Source organism: Streptomyces sp. SM1 (assembly GCF_002910825.1).
Taxonomy (GTDB): Bacteria; Actinomycetota; Actinomycetes; order Streptomycetales; family Streptomycetaceae; genus Streptomyces; species Streptomyces okerensis.
In genome coordinates this window covers 1-15614 of sequence record NZ_NEUB01000663.1, presented here as the reverse complement: position 1 = coordinate 15614, position 15614 = coordinate 1, and the positions used below count along the sequence as shown (strand labels likewise).

The 15614-nt window shown below is 68.9% G+C and carries 11 protein-coding genes, 1 tRNA gene and 5 pseudogenes; 11 read left to right on the top strand and 6 right to left on the bottom strand.

Going from position 1 to position 15614, the window contains the following annotated elements; translation table 11 throughout:
* Positions 1-189 (bottom strand): annotated as a pseudogene (locus B9S61_RS17975) (undecaprenyl/decaprenyl-phosphate alpha-N-acetylglucosaminyl 1-phosphate transferase); the annotation flags it as partial.
* Positions 190-460: 271 nt separating this feature from the next.
* On the opposite strand from B9S61_RS17975, the gene B9S61_RS17970 reads away from it, so the two are divergent.
* The 3 genes and pseudogenes from B9S61_RS17970 (at position 461) to B9S61_RS17960 (ending at position 5653) form a co-directional block, all read left to right on the top strand.
* Complete coding sequence (locus B9S61_RS17970; protein WP_103543180.1) at positions 461-2767, top strand: (Fe-S)-binding protein; 2307 nt, start codon at positions 461-463, stop codon at positions 2765-2767.
* 137 nt (positions 2768-2904) lie between these two features.
* Positions 2905-4616, top strand: a pseudogene (locus B9S61_RS43480) (IS1182 family transposase).
* Between the two features lie 14 nt (positions 4617-4630).
* Positions 4631-5653, top strand: coding sequence for a Yip1 family protein (locus tag B9S61_RS17960; protein ID WP_103543179.1), 1023 nt, complete (start codon positions 4631-4633; stop codon positions 5651-5653).
* Between the two features lie 43 nt (positions 5654-5696).
* Here B9S61_RS17960 and B9S61_RS17955 read toward each other — a convergent pair whose 3' ends face one another.
* A complete protein-coding gene (locus B9S61_RS17955; protein WP_103543178.1) occupies positions 5697-6149 on the bottom strand; it encodes a phosphoribosyltransferase in 453 nt (150 codons plus the stop codon).
* On the bottom strand, positions 6146-6721 hold the full coding sequence (gene dcd / locus B9S61_RS17950; protein ID WP_103543177.1) for a dCTP deaminase: 576 nt from the start codon (positions 6719-6721) through the stop codon (positions 6146-6148). Before dcd ends, B9S61_RS17955 begins: the two co-directional genes overlap by 4 nt.
* A gap of 505 nt (positions 6722-7226) precedes the next feature.
* Here dcd and B9S61_RS17940 point away from each other — a divergent pair.
* A tRNA-Gly gene (locus tag B9S61_RS17940) sits at positions 7227-7300 on the top strand.
* A 52-nt stretch (positions 7301-7352) separates the two neighbouring features.
* Here B9S61_RS17940 and B9S61_RS17935 read toward each other — a convergent pair.
* A pseudogene (locus tag B9S61_RS17935) lies at positions 7353-7631 on the bottom strand (site-specific integrase); the annotation flags it as partial.
* 93 nt (positions 7632-7724) lie between these two features.
* Here B9S61_RS17935 and B9S61_RS17930 point away from each other — a divergent pair.
* A pseudogene (locus B9S61_RS17930) lies at positions 7725-9040 on the top strand (IS1380 family transposase).
* 556 nt (positions 9041-9596) lie between these two features.
* Positions 9597-10163 (top strand): Uma2 family endonuclease, encoded by a 567-nt coding sequence (locus B9S61_RS17925; protein WP_103543175.1) that lies wholly within the window; start codon positions 9597-9599, stop codon positions 10161-10163.
* A gap of 567 nt (positions 10164-10730) precedes the next feature.
* On the opposite strand, the gene B9S61_RS17920 is transcribed toward B9S61_RS17925, so the two are convergent.
* Complete coding sequence (locus B9S61_RS17920; RefSeq protein WP_103543174.1) at positions 10731-11336, bottom strand: lytic polysaccharide monooxygenase; 606 nt, start codon at positions 11334-11336, stop codon at positions 10731-10733.
* A 190-nt stretch (positions 11337-11526) separates the two neighbouring features.
* On the opposite strand from B9S61_RS17920, the pseudogene B9S61_RS17915 reads away from it, so the two are divergent.
* The 4 genes and pseudogenes from B9S61_RS17915 to B9S61_RS17900 all read left to right on the top strand — a co-directional run.
* Positions 11527-11820: pseudogene (locus tag B9S61_RS17915) on the top strand (DUF4394 domain-containing protein); the annotation flags it as partial.
* Positions 11821-12190: 370 nt separating this feature from the next.
* Entirely contained in the window at positions 12191-13024 is an 834-nt protein-coding gene (locus B9S61_RS17910) for a PIG-L family deacetylase (protein ID WP_103543172.1), read from the top strand.
* Positions 13025-13269: 245 nt separating this feature from the next.
* Positions 13270-14079, top strand: coding sequence for a DUF4157 domain-containing protein (locus B9S61_RS42385; protein WP_374936225.1), 810 nt, complete (start codon positions 13270-13272; stop codon positions 14077-14079).
* Positions 13992-14987, top strand: a complete 996-nt coding sequence (locus B9S61_RS17900) for a glycosyltransferase (protein ID WP_103543170.1) — start codon at positions 13992-13994, stop codon at positions 14985-14987. Before B9S61_RS42385 ends, B9S61_RS17900 begins: the two co-directional genes overlap by 88 nt.
* Positions 14988-15093: 106 nt before the next feature.
* Here the strand turns inward: B9S61_RS17900 and B9S61_RS17895 are convergent, their stop codons facing one another.
* A complete protein-coding gene (locus tag B9S61_RS17895) occupies positions 15094-15267 on the bottom strand; it encodes a CsbD family protein (RefSeq protein WP_103543169.1) in 174 nt (57 codons plus the stop codon).
* Between the two features lie 138 nt (positions 15268-15405).
* Here B9S61_RS17895 and B9S61_RS17890 point away from each other — a divergent pair, with 138 nt between their 5' ends.
* Positions 15406-15576, top strand: a complete 171-nt coding sequence (locus B9S61_RS17890) for a hydrophobic protein (RefSeq protein ID WP_103543168.1) — start codon at positions 15406-15408, stop codon at positions 15574-15576.
* The last annotated feature ends 38 nt before the right edge of the window (positions 15577-15614 follow it).

Genomic DNA, 15614 nt, shown 5'->3' with positions numbered 1-15614 from the left:
CCCGGCCCGGTCCCCGGCGACCGCGACCAGGCCGGTGACCAGCGCCACGGCCGCTCCCCCGGACAGCGGCACCGGACGCCGCCGCCTGCGGTCCAGGATTCCCAGGCGCAGGGCGGGGGCCCGCAGCACCGCCGTGAGGAGGGCGGAGAGCAGCAGGGCGGTGGCGGCGGCGACGATCCCGTAGAGCACGGATATAAGTTAGGTGCGTATCGACCGATTTAGCGTGAATAACACGATCGGATCCCGGACGCCATCCGGGACCACCCCGGAGCCCGTCCCCATAGGCGACCCTCAGCGATTCAGATCACCCCGTGCCCGGCTACAGTGCGGCCGGAGATCGGGGTAGTCTCAGACGGACTGCATAAGTTACCGCTTAGTAATCCCGGGGAAGCCGTACGGGAGCCCCCGGGGACACCCGGACCATCCCGCTCGAAACCCCTCGCAGGCCCGAGGAGCCCCCATGCAACTCGCCGCGATCATCGTGTCGCTGGTACTGACCGTGGTCGGCGTCGCGCTGCTCGCACGCGCGATCGGCCAGTTCGTCCGGTACTTCAGACTGGGCCAGCCGGTCCCGGCAGGGACCCGGACCGACAATCCCTACCAGCGCAGTGTGACCCTGGTGAAGGAATTCCTCGGCCACACCCGCATGAACCGGTGGGGCATCGTCGGCATCGCCCACTGGTTCGTCGCCGTCGGCTTCCTGACGCTGCCACCGACCCTCGCCCAGGCCTTCGGCCAGCTCTTCCAGGCCGACTGGGTGCTGCCGGTCATCGGCGGCTTCCTGCCGTTCGAGATGTACATCGAGTTCATCGGCGTGATGACCGTGCTCGGCATCGCCGTCCTCATCGTCATCCGGCTGCTGAGCCTTCCGTCCCGCCCCGGCCGCAAGTCCCGCTTCACCGGCTCCAAGTCGGGCCAGGCGTACTTCGTCGAGTACGTCATCCTCACCATCGGCCTGGCCATCTACGTGCTGCGCGGCCTGGAGGGCGCCCTGCACCACGTGGACGCCTACGAGCCCGCGTACTTCGCCTCGTACCCGCTGGTCCTCGCCTTCGACGGCCTGTCGGTCGGGACGCTGCAGAACCTGGTCTACCTGGTCGCCACGATCAAGATCGGGACCTCGTTCGTCTGGATGATCGTCGTCTCGCTCACCCTCAACATGGGTGTGGCCTGGCACCGCTTCCTCGCCTTCCCGAACATCTGGTTCAAGCGGGAGGCCGACGGCGGCACCGCGCTCGGCGCCCTGCAGCCGATGACCTCGGGCGGCAAGCCGATCGACTTCACCGACCCCGGTGACGACGACGTCTTCGGCGTCTCCCAGGTCGAGCAGTTCTCCTGGAAGGGCCTGCTGGACTTCTCCACCTGCACGGAGTGCGGCCGCTGCCAGTCGCAGTGCCCCGCCTGGAACACCGGCAAGCCGCTCTCCCCCAAGCTCCTGATCATGTCCCTGCGCGACCACGCGCACGCCAAGGCCCCCTACCTGCTGGCCGGCGGCGGCAAGACCATGGAGGGCGAGGAGAAGGCGTCCGAGGAGCAGCTGGCCGGCGTGCCCGCCGCCGCCCTCGCCGAGGCCGAGCGCCCGCTGATCGGCACCCTCGAAGAGAACGGCGTCATCGACCCCGACGTCCTGTGGTCCTGCACCACCTGCGGCGCCTGCGTCGAGCAGTGCCCCGTCGACATCGAGCATGTCGACCACATCGTCGACATGCGCCGCTACCAGGTGATGATCGAGTCCGCGTTCCCGTCCGAGGCGGGCACGATGCTCAAGAACCTGGAGAAGAAGGGCAACCCCTGGGGCCTGGCGAAGAAGCAGCGCCTGGAGTGGACCAAGGAGGTCGACTTCGAGGTCCCGGTCGTCGGCAAGGACATCGAGGACCTGTCCGAGGTCGAGTACCTGTACTGGGTCGGCTGCGCCGGCGCCCTGGAGGACCGCGCCAAGAAGACCACCAAGGCCTTCGCGGAACTCCTCCACATCGCGGGCGTCAAGTTCGCCATCATGGGCGGCGACGAGAAGTGCACCGGTGACTCCGCGCGGCGCCTGGGCAACGAGCCCCTCTTCCAGGAGCTCGGCATGGAGAACGTCTCCGCGCTGAACATGGCGTTCGGCGAGGAGATGGACGACGAGGGCAACTTCACCGAGGAGTCGAAGAAGCCCCGGTCCGCGAAGAAGATCGTCGCCACCTGCCCGCACTGTCTCAACACCCTCGGCAACGAGTACCCGCAGCTCGGCGGCGACTACGAGGTCATCCACCACACCCAGCTGCTCCAGCACCTGGTGGACGAGGGCATGCTCATCCCGGTCACCCCGGTCGAGGGCCTCATCACCTACCACGACCCGTGCTACCTGGGCCGCCACAACAAGATCTACACGCCCCCGCGCGAGATCATCGGCAAGGTCCCGGGCCTGCGCAACGAGGAGATGCACCGGCACAAGGAGCGCGGCTTCTGCTGCGGCGCCGGCGGTGCGCGGATGTGGATGGAGGAGCGGATCGGCAAGCGCATCAACAACGAGCGCGTCGACGAGGCCCTCGCCCTCAACCCGGACATCGTCTCCACCGCCTGCCCGTTCTGCCTGGTCATGCTGACCGACTCGGTCAACGGCAAGAAGGCTGCGGCTGAGAGCGGCTCCGCCGCGGGCGCCCAGGCCAAGGAGTCCGTCCAGGTCGTCGACGTCGCCCAGCTGCTGCTGGAGTCCGTCAAGACCCCGGCCGACCCGGCCGGTGACGAGGAGAGCGAGCCCGCTCCGGAGCCGGAGCCGGTGAAGTAACCCGCCGCACCGCCGAACCACCGAAGGGGCCGCCCACCTGACTCTGTTGGTTCGTGTCTGGCCCCTCCGCGTGACGTTGGCCTTCACCGCCCGGTTGTGGGTGGTGAAGGCCAATTTCGCGTCTGGGGAGGGCGTCGGTGTCGCTGCATGTGCTGGGGCTGGGGGATATTCCGGAGGAGACTGCGCGGGTTGCGCGGGTGGTGTGTCCTCGTGGTGCGTTCGCGATACGGCTGCGGGAGGAGTTCGCCGAGGTCTTCTCGGGGGAGGCGTTCGCCGACCTGTATCCCGAGCGGGGACGCCCCGCTGTCGCACCGGGCGTGTTGGCCCTGGTCACGGTGTTGCAGTTCGCCGAAGGGCTGTCCGACCGGCAGGCTGCCGACGCCGTGCGGACGAGGATCGACTGGAAGTACGCGATCGGCCTGGAGCTGATGGACACCGGGTTCGACTACTCGGTGCTCAGCGAGTTCCGGTCCCGGCTGCTGGCGGGTGAGAAGGCCGGGGAGGTCTTCGATTGGGTCCCGCGGCCGGCCAGGGAGCGCGGGCTCTTGAAGACCGCGGGGCGGCAGCGGACCGACTCCGCGAAGGTGCTGGGTGCGATCACGGGACTGAACCGGCTGGCTCTGGTCGGGAGAGCCTGCGAGCGGCCCTGAATTCAATCGCGGCCGTGGCGCCGGACTGGCTGGCTGAGCGGGTTGATCTGGAGTGGTTCGACCGTTACGGCCACCGGGTCGAGGAGGCCCGGCTGCCCAGGAGCAAGGACAAACAGCGGGCTTGGACGGCTCAGGTCGGCGCGGACGGCGTGCGGCTGATGACCGCGGTCTTCGCTTCCGATGCACCGCGCGAGGTGAGGACGCTTGGGTCAGTAGAAGTGCTGCGGCAGATCTGGGTGAAGAACTACCAGGTCAGTGAGGGCGAGGTGCACTGGCGGGAGGAGAAGGACCTCCCGCCGGGCAGACTCCAGCCCTGTTCGCCCTATGACCGGGATGCCCGCCGGGGCGCCAAGGCCGGTTCCGGGTGGGCCGGCTATCTGATCCATCTGACGGAGACGTGTGAGCCAGACGTGCCGAACTTGATCACACACGTCGCCACCACGGACGCGTCGGTCAACGACTCCAAGATGACCCAGACCATCCAGGCCGACCTGGCCGCCCGCGACATGCTGCCCGCCGTCCACCCGGCCGACGGGAACTACATCGACGGCAGCAACATCCCCGCCGCTGAGCGCACGGGCGTTGAACTGCTGGGACCGGTCCAGAGAAACACCACGGTTCAGGCCAAGGGCCGGTTTGCCACCGCCGCCTTCACCGTCGACTGGGGCCGCCGGCAGGTGACCTGCCCCAACGGGGCCACCACCGATCAGTGGTACCCCCGCACCAACTCCAAGGGCGCTGAAGTCGTCCGGGTCCGCTTCCGCCACAGCGAGTGTCGCCCCTGCCCTGACCTGCGCACATGCGTCGGATCGGCCACCGGCCAGCGCCGCGAGATCATGCTGCGGCACCACGACGAGCACCAAGCGATCCAGCAGAACCGCGCCGCCCAGCAAACCCGCGAATGGCGTGGCCGCTACCAGTAGCGCAACGGCATCGAGGCCACCCTCTCCCAAGGAGTCCGTGCCTACGGCCTGCGCCGGTCCCGCTACCGCGGGCAGCCCAAGACACACCTCCAGCACCTCTTCGCCGCAGCCGCGATGAACCTCTCACGGCTCGACAACTGGACCAGCGGCACACCACGAATCGGCGCCCGCATCTCCCGCTGTCCTCCTCCGTCCTCCGTCCTCCGTCCTCCGTCCTCCGTCCTGCGGAGGGCCGGAACGCCCCCCACCCCTACGGACGACGGACCCCGGGGCTGACGGCCCCTTAGGGGATGTCACAGCTCGGCCGCAAAGCCCTCCCCGGAAGCCGGGGCCCGGCACGCGACCGCCGGGGAACAGGTACGTTCGATGACGTGGCTGGATTCAGGATCGGACGCGGCCGGAACAACAACGGCGCTCCCAACGCGCGACCGCAACACCCTCCGCACGGACAGCAGACGCCGCCGGGGCCGTCATACGGCTACCCGCAGGCGCCGCAGCCCCCGTCATACGGACAGGGCGGCGGAGGCGGCAGCCCCTGGCCGCAGGCACACGGCGGCCGCGGCGGACACGGGGGCCCGTCCGGCTACGGCGAGCCGGAGTACTTCGGCGACGGCGCGTACCCTCACGGCCCCCAGGGCCACCACGGCGCCCCGCCGGACCCGTACGCGGCCAACAACGCGGGCCACACCCAGGCCTTCTCGATCAACGACGACCCCTACAACCAGGGCGACACCTACCAGGCCGGCGCGGCCCCGCCCCCCGGCCCGGTCGGCCCCCGGCTGCGCTGGAAGGACCTGCTCAAGGGCATCGTCCTGTCCCCCGCGCAGACCTTCCTCCAGATGCGCGACTACGCGATGTGGGGCCCGGCCCTCGTCGTCACGTTCCTCTACGGCCTGCTCGCCGTCTTCGGCTTCGACGGCGCCCGCGAGGACGCCATCAACGCCACCCTCTCGAACGCGGTCCCGATCGTCCTGACGACCGCCGTCGCCCTGGTGATCAGCTCGTTCGTCCTCGGCGTGGTCACCCACACCCTGGCCCGCCAGCTCGGCGGCACGGGCGCCTGGCAGCCCACGGTCGGCCTCTCCATGCTGATCATGTCCCTCACGGACGCCCCCCGCCTGGTCGTCGCCATGTTCGCCGGCGGCGACGCGTCCTTCGTCCAGCTCCTCGGCTGGGCCACCTGGGTGGCGGGCGGCGCCCTGCTCACCGTCATGGTCAGCCGTTCCCACGACCTCCCGTGGCCGAAGGCCCTGGGCGCGTCGGCGATCCAGCTGATCGCCCTGCTGTCGATCGTGAAGCTGGGCACCTTCTGACCCCACGGCCACACACAACAAGGGGCTCCCCAAGGGGAGCCCCTCAGCTCCACGGGAAGTTGATCCACTCATCGGTCCGCTTCCACACGTACTCGCATTTCACCAGCGACTGCGTCTTCTCGTAGACGACGGCGCTGCGCACCTCGGCGACGGCGTCGAGGCAGAAGTCGCGGACGAGCTTGAGCGTCTTGCCGGTGTCGGCGACGTCGTCCGCGATCAGCACCTTCTTGTCGGTGAAGTCGATGGCGTTGGGCACGGGCGCGAGCATGACGGGCATCTCGAGCGTGGTCCCGGCCCCCGTGTAGAACTCCACGTTGACCAGGTGGATGTTCTTGCAGTCGAGCGCGTAGGCGAGCCCGCCGGCGACGAAGACACCGCCCCGCGCGATGCTCAGCACGACGTCGGGCCGGTACCCGTCGTCGGCGATGGCCTGGGCGAGTTCACGGACGGCGACGCCGAACTGCTCGTAGCTCAGGTTCTCCCGCACTGCGCTCACACCTGGGTCCGGTGGAAGTTGAGGTAGGACCGCGAGGCCGTCGGCCCCCGCTGCCCCTGGTACCGGGAGCCGTAGCGCTCACTGCCGTACGGGTGCTCGGTCGGCGAGGTGAGCCGGAACATGCACAGCTGCCCGATCTTCATACCGGGCCACAGCTTGATGGGGAGCGTCGCGAGGTTGCTGAGCTCCAGGGTCACGTGCCCGGAGAACCCGGGGTCGATGAACCCGGCGGTGGAGTGCGTCACCAGCCCGAGCCGCCCGAGCGAGCTCTTGCCCTCCAGCCGCGAGGCGAGATCGTCCGGCAGCGAGATGACCTCGTACGTGCTGGCCAGCACGAACTCGCCGGGATGCAGGATGAACGGCTCGTCACCCTCCGGCTCCACGAGCCGGGTCAGATCCACCTGCTCCACGGAGGGGTCGATGTGGGGGTACCGGTGATTCTCGAACACCCGGAAGTAGCGGTCGAGGCGTACGTCGATACTGGACGGCTGCACCATGGATTCGTCGTAGGGATCGATCCGCACCCGTCCGGCGTCGATCTCGGCCCGGATGTCCTTGTCTGAGAGAAGCACGCCCCGAGAATACGCAAGACGCGCGGGCCGACCACCACCGGCCGCCCCGCGCGCCCACGCCCTCTGTCTGCCGCCCGCGCTACCGCCTCTGCAAGGTGACCGGTACCACACTGCGAAGCCGCGCACAGCGCGGACACCTCAGTAGCCGACCGGGGCCGAGTCGATCGGCCTGCTGCATCGGAAACGAGGCGGCGGTGAACACGTGCCCATCGGCACATCGGACGACGGTGCGCTCCATCAAGTCCAAGAGTCCCTTCCCCAAGAGCCGCGTCTGGCTTACTGCCCTGACGACAAAAGCCACGTTACGGGATCAAAGGAACGACCCTCCAGGCGGCACCCCGCACCCGCGCCACCACTTCACGGTACGCCCCAACGCGTGCCCCCCGCAGCCGCATCCATGCCCTGAAACACCGTCAGGCCCCCGGGTCCTGAACACCGGGGGCCTGCCATGGGGTAGAGTGAGCGAGCATTCGGACACCGCTCGTGCAGCGGGTCTGGATCTCACGCGGGTGTAGTTTAATGGTAGAACATCAGCTTCCCAAGCTGAGAGCGCGAGTTCGATTCTCGTCACCCGCTCCACTGAGAAGGCCCAGGTCAGAGACCCGGGCCACCTTTTTGCTCTTCTCGGCGATCACTCGCCGCGTGCCAGATTCGTGCCAGAAGGCTTGTCCGACACCTTCCTGGCTGCGGCGGCCCGCGCCTTCCGCACGGTGGCGTCGAGGCCGGCCGCGACCTCCTGCTGTCGCTCGTCGTCGGAGTGCTGATAGATCAGCGCCGCCTTCTCCGAGGACTGGCCCACGCGGACCATCGTGTCCTTGAGGGTGGCACCGGACCGGGTGGACAGCGTGTGCCCCGTGTGGCGGAGGTCGTAGAAGCGGAAGCCCTCGGGCATGCCGACGACGACCACCGCGGCGAGCGCACCCGCGTAGAGGGTGAGCGGGCGGCCGGCGGATGGCACCGGCGCCTGCACCCGGTGCTGCGCTGTGAGGGTCGTGGGCGGCGTATCGGGTCGTACCCGCGTGTCCACATCGAGGGCGGCGGCCGGGCGGTGGTCTCGCAGGCCGGGGGCGTGCTTGCTGGTCGAGACCGTCCGCAAGGCCGGTCTCGACACCGCGATATCCGCGGCGCTGACACTGTGGCGGAGGCCGCGGGCTGTCCACGATCCGGGGAAGATCCTGCTGGACGTCGCACTGGCGGTGGCGCTGGGGGGAGACTGCCTCGCCGATGTCGGCATGCCGCGGGCCGAGCCGGCCGTGTTCGGGGCGGTCGCCTCCGACCCGACGGTCTCCCGCCTGATCGACTCCGTCGTTTGCCGGAGTGCGCGATCACCAGCACCCCGTCGAGATCGACGGTCACCGTCCCGTCGGCATCGGGCGCTTCCCGATCGGCCAACCGCCAGACGTTTCCGCGGGAGGACGCGGCCCCGACCTGGAAGCGGACCTGGGTCATCACCCGCTGATGGGGTTCGTCGATCACGGGCCGGGCGGCACCGGAGAGCCGGTGGCGGCCCTGCTCAGGACCGGAACGCGGGCTCGAACACCGCCACCGACCACGTCACCGCCGCCCAACCGGCTCTGGCTCAACTGCCGAAGGAATACCGGCGCGGTCGTCAGACCCTGATCCGCACCGACTCAGCGGGCGGCACCCACGACTTCGTCGCCTGGCTCGCCCGGCGAGGGCGGTGGCTGTTCTACTCGGTCGGCATGACGGTCACCGACGCGATCCACCAGCATGTGCTGAAGGTTCCGGCCTCGGCCTGGACACCGGCCGCCGAGGCGGACGGCGAGATCCGGGACGGCGCCTGGGGCGCCGAACTCACCGGCGGCGTCCTGGACGGCTGGCCCAAGGCATGCGGCTGATCGTCAGGAAGGAACGGCCCCGCCCCGGAGCCCAGTTGCGGCTCACGGACGCGGACGGCATGCGGCTGACCTGTCTCGCCACCAACACCGTCGGCCGGCCGATCGCCGAACTCGAGCTCCGTCACCGGCTGCGAGCGAGGGCCGAGGACCGGATTCGGGCCGCCCTGGCCACCGGCCTGCGGAACTTCCCTCCGCACCGCACCGCACCGCCCAGAACCAGATCTGGGCGGAGATCGTGCAGATCGCTCTCGATCTGCTGGCCTGGATGCCGATGCTCGCTCCGACCGGCACAGCCGGGCTCTGGGAACCCCGCCGCCTGCGCCTCCGCCTGTTCAGCGCGGCCGGGCAGTTCGTGACCACCGGCCGCCGGCCGATCCTCCGCCTGGCCCGGCACTGGCCCTGGACCCGCCACATCACCGCCGCCCTCGAACGGCTCGCCCTCCTGCCGAACCCCGGCTGACCAGCGGATCCACCCGTCTCTGCGAGAGAAATCCTCCAGCCGGAGCAGTGGAACCCGGCGTCCACCCGAGACGACACTCGGGCCCGCAGTCTGCCCAACTTCACCCCTCAGAACGAAAACGGTCCACCGACTTCGTCGGCGGACCGTCACGCAAGATCGAGGCCAACGAGCTCGTGCACGACAGGCGGCGAGAGACGCCCGTACCCAGAGCGGTTCGTTGAGGCCGACTCACATCGGTCGTGTCGCGTCCATTCTTGTCCTCCGGGTGCCTGTCAGGCGAGGTACCTGCTCCGCCCATCAGCCCGGTATCGGCAGACACACGCCCTCACCAGGCGCTACTACCGGAGCCAGAAGACCGGACGGTAGCGCCGCAAGTCTCCGTTCGGCCGTCCGCTCCTGTAGAGGAGTCACAACTGCCGGCACGGGCAACAGAACGTTCGCATGGCTGATGAGAGTCAACCGCGAGCCGAGTTCTGCGCAGAACGCCGGACGAGCGAACGCAGTACGCTGAGTCGCGCGGGACCAGGCCCGCCGCACAGCGTCCGGGAGGCGTGTCATGACTGCCGAGATGGTGGCCCCGGCGTGGATGCACGAGCAGATCACGGCGGAGGAGTACGAGTCGTGGTCCGAGGAGCAGTGCGCCGGCATCGAGATCGTGGATGGAATGGTCGTCGTGAGTCCCAGCGCGTCCAAGCGGCACAATCGGCTGGCCCGGCTCCTGGCGAATGCCCTGGACGCCGCCGCAGGCCCGGACTGGAACGCCGACACTGATTTCGACGTCCGGCTGCAGGACGTCCCGCTGACCAATCGCCGCCCCGACGTCATCGTCTACCGTGCGGACACGATCGACATCACACCCACCCGGCCCGAGCACGTACTGCTCGTGGCCGAGGTCGTGTCGCCGGGCTCGGAAACCACCGACCGGATCGTGAAGGTGGACCAGTACGCCAAGGCCGGGATCGGCTTCTACTGGCGGATCGAGCAAGCCGCGACGGGTGCACCGCTGGTGTATACGTACCTGCTCGACCCCGCGACGAGGACGTACCGCGAGGGGGACGTGTTCGCCGGCGTCTTGAAGGTCACCGCCCCCTTCGCGGCGGAGATCGACCTCGGCCAGATTTGAATGGGTCGCGGGCAGAGGGGATGCTCGGCCTGCGGCGTTGCGCCCCACAAATTCCTCCAGATCATGTGCGGAGGCAACCGAGGCCCCCTCGGCGGGCAGAACTCGGAGGCGTAGGTTCGACACGTACGCATCTGCGCCTCTGGTCGGGCCGCTTCACCGCGCCGTGCCCACTGCGTGCCCTTCAGAGCGGACAACTACGGTCGACAGGAGCATGCGCCGAAGTAGCACATCCTCATCGTTGACCATGTACCCGCGGGTCAGAGCGGGGGCGACCGTCCAAGGCCCGTCGCTTCCCAAGCTGAGAGCGCGAGTTCGATTCTCGTCACCCGCTCCATGCGAAACCCCAGGTCAACGCCCTGGGGTTTTCCTTTTGCCTGGTGCATTGTCCTGACATCCAGCACAACGAGCGGTCCGGCAGAGGTTCCCGGTCGCAGCGCCAGGAGCGCGGGAAGCCCCGTCGGGGCAGGGTGACCGCATGGGTCCCCTGTCCCGACGGAGCTCGGTCGGGTCGGGCGGCGGATTACCGGCGCCTGGCGGGGGCCGGTGGCCTGCGCGGCGCTTCCCGGCTCAGCCGAAGTTCACGTCGCTGCACCACATGTAGGCCTGGTCGAGGTGCGAGGCCTGCCAGATCACGAACAGGATGTGGTGTCCGGTGTAGCCGGAGGTCTGGACGGGGAACGTGATGTCCTGCGCCGGGGCGAAACGGCCGGTCTGCGTGATGAAGTCGAGGTCGCCCCAGCCCAGGTTCTGGGTCTTGGGGTTGAAGCCCTGCTTGCTGACGTAGACCTTGAAGTAGTCGGCACCGTGGGACGCCTGGTCGTACAGGTGGACCGAGAAGTTGTTGCCGACGGTGGTGGTCTTCCACTGCCCGGGCGTGTTCAGGCTGGCGTTCCTCGAGAGGTTGTTGCTGCAAAGCGTCCCGTCGGGGGTCCGCGCCTGGAACTGGCCACCGAGGCCGTCGCGGAGCGCACTCATCCAGTTCCACATGGTGTCGGGATTGGCCTGGAAAGCCTGCCAGCACATGGGGTCTTCGGTCTGCATGGCCGGGTTCGTGTGGTTGCTGCCCCACGTCTTCCAGCACTGATACGCGCGGGAGGCGGGGCCGACGATGGTGCCGTGAGCCTGGGCGGGGGCCGGCCAGGTCAGTGCGCCGACCATTACGGCGAACAGCATGACGAGCACCTGGAGAGGCCGACGGCGGGACGACCGCGAACGCCCGGTCAACGAACTCTGTTTACGCATGTGGGGGGAACTCCTTCCAGTGGCAAGCTGTGATGGGAGCGCTCCCAAAGGTAGGCCTGCTGAGTGAAATGTCAATGGAGCACGCGGAGTTGGTCACGCGCCCGGGTCGGGTCTGCGTTGCCTGACACGGCTGTTCCGGGCAGGGCTGCCCCGCGGTGAGCGCGCGCTGAGCGCGCCGGGAAGTGGCTCGGCCGCTCCCACCGCCACTGCCAGCCTGCGCGCGTTCGGGATCACAGGTGACGGCACCCTGATGGCCACGTTCACGACCGACCGGCCGAACGTGCTCGACCGGGTCCCGGAGCTCGTCGGGCTCACCGGCGACTCGGCTCTGATCGGCATCGAGTTCCGGGTGCAGAACGGCCTGATGTACGGCGTCGGCAACAACGGCGGCATCTACACGATCAAGACCCCGCCGGTCGCCGTCGAGTACTCGCCGACCGCCCTCGGCGCATCCCTGCGCGGGCCGTTCGCCCATCTCTACGACTGGACCGTCGCGTACGCCTCCGAGAGCCAGGAACGCCGGCGAAACCACCGCCAGCGATGCCTGCGCTGACACCACGGCCCCGTCCGCCGGATCGGGCGCCTGACCGGGGCAAACCGAGCGGCCGTGGTGGGAACAGCCGGTCCGGGCCGCGTTGTTGCATCGACCGAGGTGCCGGTGCCGCGCGGGCGGGGACACGGAGAGCGTACGAGCTCGTCCGCCCCGGTCGGCAGCCGGGCCCCGGCATCGCGGCACGCCCGCCGCGCAGCCCGGACCAGGACGTTTTCCGCAGGAGGACTGCTTCATGACCGACCGGCCCCTGACGCTCATGGCGGTACACGCCCACCCCGACGACGAGGCCACCGGGACCGGAGGGGTCCTCGCGCGGTACGCGGCGGAAGGCATCCGCACGGTGCTCGTGACGTGTACCGACGGCGGTTGCGGTGACGGGCCGGGGGGTGTCAAGCCGGGCGATCCCGGTCATGATCCGGCGGCCGTCGCCCTGATGCGCCGACGCGAACTCGAGGCGAGCTGTGAGGTCCTGAAGATCAGCGATCTGGAGATGCTCGACTACGCCGACTCCGGGATGACGGGCTGGCCGACCAACGACGCCCCCGGATCCTTCTGGCGGACCCCCGTCGAGGAAGGTGCCGCCCGGCTCGCGGAACTCATGCGGCACTACCGACCTGATGTGGTCGTCACCTACGACGAGAACGGCTTCTACGGGCACCCCGACCACATCCAGGCCCACCGCATCACGATGGCCGCGCTGGAGATGACGTCGCTGACACCGAAGGTGTACTGGACCACGATTCCCCGCTCGGGGATGCGGCGGTTCGGGGAGATCATGCGCGAGTTCCATCCGGACATGCCGGAGCCGGATCCCGCCGAGGCCGCCGCGATGGCCGAGATCGGGCTCCCCGACGATGAGATCACCACGTGGGTGGACACCACCGCGTTCAGCGGGCAGAAGTTCGACGCGCTGGCCGCGCACGCCAGTCAGGGCGAGAACATCTTCTTTCTCAGGATGGGCAAGGAGAGGTTCGGTGAGCTGATGGGCACGGAGACCTTCGTACGCGTCAAGGACGCCACCGGCGCCGCCGTACCCGAGAACGATCTCTTCGCCGGACTGCGCTGATCTGTCTGTCCGGCCGGCGTCCGGGAAAGCTCATCGGCCGCATGGCGTGATCGGGCGGGAAGGGCGCCGGCACCGCGATGCGCGCCGGGAGGCGGGCGAGGCGGAGGCGGACGGGGGCGCTCCGCCCTCGGGAAGTACCCGTTCGGCCCGTACGGACTGCCCGATCGCTTCTTGCGCCGGCGGCTGTTCTCTCGTACCCAGAAGAGGTCGACGATTCCCCTGCCGGAAGCCAGAAGAGAGGGTCCGTGCACGATCACGAGAAGGCCACACGCACCGGGGCCGCCGGCCACGCCCCGGCGCGCAGGTGTGCGCCCGCGCCGCCCGCGCGTCAGCCCGGCCTGCTCGGCCTGCAGGGCAGTGCGGGCAACACGGCGATCGTCCAGATGCTCCGTCAGGCCGGCCACGCGTGGACACAGGAGGAGCACCGGCACGACGCCGGATGCGGCCACCAGGAGCCGGTGCAGCGTTCCGCCGTCCACGACGTGCTGCGTTCCCCCGGACGCCCGCTGGACGACGCCACCCGTACCGACATGGAAGCGCGCATGGGCACCGACTTCTCCGGCGTGCGCATCCACAACGACAGCGCTGCCAAAGCCTCCGCCGCCGAAGTCGGCGCCCACGCCTACACCAGCGGCAGCCACATCGTCCTCGGGGGCGACAGTGTGGACAGCCACACGCTGGCCCACGAGCTCACCCACGTCGTCCAGCAGCGCACGGGCCCCGTCGCCGGTACCGACAACGGCAACGGCAACGGCAACGGCAACGGCCTGAAGGTCTCCGACCCGTCGGACCGCTTCGAGCGGGAAGCCGAGGCGAACGCCACACGGGTCATGTCGGCCGCCCCGCAGCCTGCCGCGCCCGTGCAACGCGCAGCGGCACCCTCCCCTGCGTCGCCCCCGTCCACTCCGTGCAGCGCGTCCCACTCCACGTCTCGTACGACAAGGACGATGCCACGGGCCGGGAGGCCGTGGACTCCGACAACGAGCAGGACGTCCGCCGGTTCGTCTTCGAATCGATCCTCAAGGGCAACCACGAGGCCGTCTCGCTCGTCATGAAGCGTCTCGAGGCCCTCGATCCGCAGCCGGCCTATCTCGACACCCTCCGCCAGGTGGTGTCTCAGGCCTCTGCCGAGGAACGCCCCCGCATCCCGCCCCTGGTCCATTTCATCCGGATCGGCGGCGGCATCAGCAAGGAGGCGCTTGCCAACGTCCTGGCGTGGGCGGAGAAGGCGCAGAACTCCGACTGGCGCATCAACCTGTGGACGGACAAGCGCAGTAGCTGGTCAGTGGGCGACTCGTTCCGGGTGAGAAGAGCCAGGGCGATCGAGTTCAAGTACATCGAGGACGCCCTCGACGAGCGGGTCGCGGCCACGTACGAGAAGGCGACCGGGGGTCCCACGAAGGCGTACCCCTTGGCCTCCGACATCGCCCGCTACAGCATCCTCAAGAAGCTCGGCGGTGTGTACGCCGACGTGGACCCGGGGTCCGGGACGATCGACCTCAAGCAGACCCGGCCGACGCTCCGAGAGAACGACGTCCCGGTCCTCGGACCGCTCATCCGGGACGAAAGCAGCCTCAACGCATCCCTCTCGGCCGCGGGTGCCCCGCCCGTCACGGGGGTCGCGACCACGGAACAGGTCAGGACCGCGGCGCGCTACCTCCTCGACACGGGTGGCTACGGCAACCACTTCATCGGCGCGCAGCGGAACTCCGCCGTCATGGAGAAGGTGATCGACAAGATCGCCCGTTCCCTCGGGGACATGGACGCCGAAGAGCTCCACATGGCCGGCCCCGTGGCGACCGGGCCCTTCGCCCTCATGAAGGTCGTCGACGAGCACCTCGGCTCGGAGTTCGGTGTCCGGAACCTCCAGGCCGGGGAGTACCAGCTGTTCCAGAAGGCGGGGCAGCAGTTCCACGACCACATGCAGTGGCTGACCGCGGAGAGCGAGAACCAGAACTACTGACGGACGCCCGGCGGAAGCACCGGTGACTCCTCGATACGGCGGGGGCATGCGGGAGGGACCGGCCCGGATTGCTTCGGGGCGGTCCCTCTCCCAAGCCGTGGCGGCCTCAGTGCTTGAAGGCGTCCTTCGTCTTTTCCTTGGCCTCGCGGGCGTCGCCCTTGCTCTTCCTGGCCTGGCCACCGTCGGCCATCCGGTCGTTTCCGACGGCGCTTCCCAGAGCCTCTTCGGCCTTGCCCCGGGCCTGCTCGGTCTTCGCCTCGGCCTTTTCGCCGGCACTCATGGAACACGCCTCCTCGTGGCGTTCTCACCGCTCTCGTGGTGACGCACAAGTGCCCCCATTGTTCCTTCACAAACAAGGCGGGACTGGGGAATGAAGGTGCCGACAGGGGGCAATCGGTGCTCCAGGAGGTTGATAACTATGGTTCCCCTGTTGCTCGTTCTGCTTCTTGCCCTGATCCTCTTCGGTGCCGGTTTCGCCGTGAAGGTGCTGTGGTGGGTCGCCATCGCCGTTCTGGTGCTCTGGCTGCTCGGCTTCGTCATGCGTTCCACCTCGGCAGGTGGGGGCCGGGGCCGCTGGTACCGATGGTGATCCGTACCTGAGCCGCATACGTATCGCAGGCCCGGCCA